The organism is Motilimonas pumila, assembly GCF_003596335.1.
Classification (GTDB): Bacteria; Pseudomonadota; Gammaproteobacteria; order Enterobacterales; family CBDFNC01; genus Motilimonas; species Motilimonas pumila.
Map to the genome: position 1 here is coordinate 1 of NZ_QZCH01000060.1, position 5,056 is coordinate 5,056.

Here is a 5,056-nt window from a genome sequence, read left to right on the forward strand (position 1 = left end):
GATGCCACCGCTTTAATCTTTAAAGATAAACAACTTAGTTACGGCGAACTAAATAGCAAAGCCAATCAGCTGGCGCATTACCTAATTAATGAGAGGAGGGTAAAACCAGATACCTTAGTGGGCATTTGTATTGAGCGGTCCCCTGACATGGTTGTGGCTATGTTAGGGGTTCTTAAGTCCGGAGCTGCCTATGTACCACTGGATCCTAGCTACCCTTCAGTGCGCCTTGCCTTTATGTTGGAAGATGCCACTCTCGAGACCGTAGTAACTCACTCTGACTTGTTGGAAAGTTTACCTATTGCTACTACACAGGCAATTTGCTTGGATGATAATATTACGACTCAAAAGCTTCAGCAGCAGCCAATCGATAATCTTAGTCGGGAGCAGTTAACGTTAACTTTACAGCATTTGGCTTATGTTATTTATACTTCAGGTTCAACTGGAAAGCCAAAGGGAGTTGAAGCACCGCATGCTAGTATAATCAATAGAGTCACCTGGATGGCACAGCAATACCCCGCCCAAGATGATGAAGTTTTTTGTCAAAAGACAGCGGTTGGTTTTGTTGATCATGTTGCAGAAATATTTCAGGCTCTGGCATACGGTAACCCTTTGGTCATCATTCCTACTCAGGTGTCACTAGATACGGCTCGCTTTGCTCAGCTTGTAATAGAACATAAGATTACAAGGCTTACTTTGGTGCCCTCATTGTTGAAACTTTTAATCGAGCAGAATGCACTGTTTGAAATGACGACTTTACGTTTAGTTATCTCTAGTGGTGAAGCGCTTCAATTGAAAGAGGCACGAGACTTTTATCGTTCGTTACCAGAAGCTAAATTATTAAACTTATATGGCTCAAGTGAAGTAGGAGGGGATGTATCTGCTTATCTTGTGAATGCATTTTCAGGTAACCCTGAAGTCATGCAATATTTCCTAGAGTCACCGCATGATAATGGGTTGCCAGAGAAGCCTTCATTTGTTCCTAATTTTAATTATCAGCAACCTCCTTCCATTGATGCAAATAAGCTTTTCAGAGACAGGTACAGTCGGAGTGAATTGCCGCAGATGCCAGTCGAGTACCAAGACTATGTAGGCCAGCTCTGTGAGACTATCTTACCTCATGTGATTGATGTGACATCACAGCGTTATATCGGGCACATGACCTCTAAATTACCGAGTTTTATTCCCGAACTGAATCGCCTGATTGCGCGATTAAACCAAAATATGGTGAAGGTAGAGACCTCAAATAGCCTGACACTGATTGAGCGACAGGTTCTGGCTATGATGCATCGTTTGTTCTTCCAGTTACCAAATTCGTTCTATGACGACAATTGCCAAGATCCTAATTATGTATTTGGCGCAGTCACAGGAGGAGGCAGTGTAGCCAATATGACCGCGTTGAGTTATGCCCGAAACCGAGGGATTTTGGCGTTGGGATACAGTCAGGAAGACCTAGTAAAGCGAGGTGCACATGTATTGTTAGCTGAAAAAGGATACCAACGAGCTGTCGTACTGGGAACACAACTAATGCATTATTCAATGCGAAAAAGTGTTTCCATGATGGGCTTTGGTGAAGATGGCATTATGTATGTGGCTCAAGATGAGCAACAAAAAATGTCGATGTCAGCGCTACAACGTAGTATTGAATATTGTCGCAGCAATAATATCTTTATTATTGCGGTAGTAGGCATTTCAGGGGCGACAGAAACGGGCACAGTCGATCCATTAGCCAAGATTGCGGCTATTGCACATGAAAATGACATCCATTTTCATGCTGATGCGGCCTGGGGTGGTGCTTTTCAGTTATCACCGTCTCATCGTTCGCGCTTGGCAGGTATTGAACAAGCTGATTCAATAACTTTTTGTCCTCATAAGATGTTGTATATTTCGCAAGGCATTAGTTTGTGTTTGTTAAAAGATCCCCATGGAGCTTCGAGCATTGCAACCCATGCTAATTATCAGGCTCAAAAAGGTAGTTTTGACTTGGGTCAGTATACCGTTGAAGGTTCTCGTCCAGCACACGCCTTATTATTGCACGCTAGCTTACATGTGTTGGGGCAAAATGGTTACGCTTGGTTAATTGAACAGAGCATGCGAAAAACTCAGTACTATACCCGCTTGGTACAAAACTGTGATAGCTTTCAGTTGGTAGGAACACCAGATTTAAACATTATCAATTACCGTTATATTCCGGTCTCACTTCGTTCAGCTTCAAGCTATTCCGTTGCCGAACAGCAGGAGATAAGTGAGGTCGTGACAAAAATTCAACAGGCACAATTTGCATCAGGTGGAAGCTTTGCGTCAAAAACGACTATTCAGCTACCTAATTACAAAGGGGGGCCGATTACAGTATTTCGGATCGTATTATCTAATCCACTCACAACTTATGAAGATTTACGTGAGGTTTTAGTGGATCAGTTGCGAATTGCCAATGCACTTGTCGAACAGCCTTCCAACCATGAGCACAACCGACTAGCTTCATTATCTGATGAAGCTGAAAGTAATTACGCGCAATGGCGAGTGCCGATTGGTAAAGCGATGAGAAATACGCAGTTAATAGTACTAGATAGTCACCTTAATCCAGTGCCGCAGGGGGTATTTGGTGAGTTACATGTCGGTGGAGCATGCGTCGCACGAGGCTACCATAATTTACCAGCTTTAACGGCAGAGAAGTTTATAAAGAACCCTTTTTACGACATTCTTAAAGGCAGTAGCAGCGAGCGTTTATATAAAACAGGCGATTTGGTTCGCTGGTTACCGGAGGGGGAACTTGAATTTTTTGGTCGGATTGATAATCAAGTCAAAATTCGAGGTTTTAGAATAGAGCTAGGCGAAATCGAGCATGCTTTACATTGCCATGAAGTGGTAAAAAGTGCTTTAGTGTTAATGATGCAGAGTGAATCCGAAGAAGATATTTTAGTCGCTTATGTTGTGCCATGCGATAGAAATAACGAGGTTGAGCAAGAAATTAAAACGACGTTGCGTACACACATTAGCCAGCTAGTTCCTGATTACATGGTTCCAGCAGTATTTATATTGTTGGATGCATTGCCGCTGCTTCCTAATGGTAAAGTCGATAGGAAGAGATTGCTAGGTTTGGATTTGTCTGAGCAGCAAGGAGAGTATGTCGCTCCAGCTTCGAATACAGAAGACAAGTTGTGTGCCATATGGCAAAAGGTATTAGGAGTAGAGATAGTGGGTGTGAAAGATAATTTTTTCCAGTTAGGCGGCAATTCACTACTTGCGACTAAAGTATTAGCGCAAATTAACTTAGAATATAATACAAAATTATCTCTTCAATCTATATTTGCTGACGCAACGGTGTCGAACGTTGCGAGTATGATAGATGCTTTATCACTGAATAGTTCTTATTTGGTTAATTTATCTACGGATGAATCATTAGAAGAGGGATTATTCTAATGGCGAGCCAGATTATATTAACAGCTGCAAAAAAAGGTGTTCACCTCTACTTAAAAGGGAATTCCCTTGCCTATAAAGCTAGTAAAGGGGCGTTAACGGTAGATTTAAAAAAAACAATTACTGAAAATAAACAGAAAATTATTTCATTTTTAATGATGCAAGGTAACGATAGTACTTCTAGAACACAAGTTATTCATCGTTTAGAAGATAGTACATTATCTATCAAATTATCTTACAGTCAGCAACGCTTATGGTTATTGGATCAGATAGACGGTGGCAGTGCCCATTACAATATGCCTGCAGCTCTTAAGCTATCGGGAAAACTGGATGTGGTTGCTCTTAATCAAGCATTTACCACCATTCTATCGCGCCATGAGAGTCTACGTACCGTGTTTGCGGCGGACGATGCAGGCACACCGTTCCAATTGATTACCCCCGCGGCTGAGTTTGCCGTGGAGATTGATGACTTATCTCAGGTTGAGCCAGGGCCGCAGCAGTTAGCTATCGCCGAAAGGGTGACCATAGAAGCGGGCAAGTTGTTTGATTTAGGCAATGACCTAATGCTGCGTGCACAACTACTAAAGCTGGCAGAAAATGAGCACATGTTATTAGTAACTATGCACCACATCGCATCCGATGGTTGGTCAATGGCTATCTTGATTAATGAGTTTAAAGCACTTTACAGTGCTTACGTGCAAGGCCTGAGTAACCCACTGCCAGCACTTGAAGTTCAATATGCTGATTATGCCCATTGGCAGCGTAATTGGTTGCAGGGTGAAGTATTAGATAGTCAACTCGGTTACTGGGAAAAACAGTTATCAGGTTTACCTGAGGCACATAATTTACCCCTAGACTATGCAAGGCCGAAACTACAAAGCTTTGTTGGTAGAACTTACTCATCACAACTGGATAAGGATACCAGTCAGGCACTAAACACTTTGTGCCAGGCACAAGGTGCCACCTTGTTTATGGGACTACACGCAGCCTTCTCTACCCTGTTATCCCGTTACAGCAACGAAACTGACATTGTTGTGGGTAGCCCTATTGCCAACCGAGAGCAGACAGAGGTGGCGGAGCTCATCGGTTTCTTTGTTAATACGTTGGTATTGCGCAGTGACCTGTCGGAAAACCCAAGCTTTAACAGTTTACTGAATCAAAGCAAAACCATGTTGCTGGATGCGTATGCTCATCAACAGGTGCCGTTTGAGCAAATCGTCGAGCGGCTGCAACCGGCGCGCAGTTTAAGTCACAGTCCACTGTTTCAAGTGATGTTGATATTACAAAACAATGAGCAAAGCATATTGGAGTTACCGGACCTGACCCTGAAGTCGGTAGAGCAACAAAGTGAAGGGGTGGTTAAGTTTGATTTAACCCTGAATATTCAGGAAAGTGAACAAGGTATGTTGCTTGGTTGGGAATACAACACAGACCTGTTTGATGAGCGCAGCATTATCCGTATGGCGGGTCACTTTAATACCCTGCTCAATGCATTGATAAGTACACCCGATGAAAGTGTATTTAAAGTCGAGATGTTAAACGACCAAGAGCGTCACCAATTACTGGTGGAGTGGAACGATACGGCTGCAGATTACCCGAAAGACAAATGCATTCATGAGTTGTTTGAAACGCAGGTCAAGGC

General features: G+C 42.8%; 2 protein-coding genes. Both read left to right on the top strand.

The window, feature by feature from the left end:
- Positions 1–3,417 (top strand): aminotransferase class V-fold PLP-dependent enzyme (locus tag D1Z90_RS20040; RefSeq protein ID WP_119912555.1); only part of this gene is annotated, 3,417 nt, incomplete at its 5' end.
- Positions 3,417–5,056, top strand: a 1,640-nt coding sequence (locus tag D1Z90_RS20045; protein WP_232525322.1) for a condensation domain-containing protein, incomplete at its 3' end; no start/stop codon positions are given. The genes D1Z90_RS20040 and D1Z90_RS20045, both read left to right, overlap by 1 nt.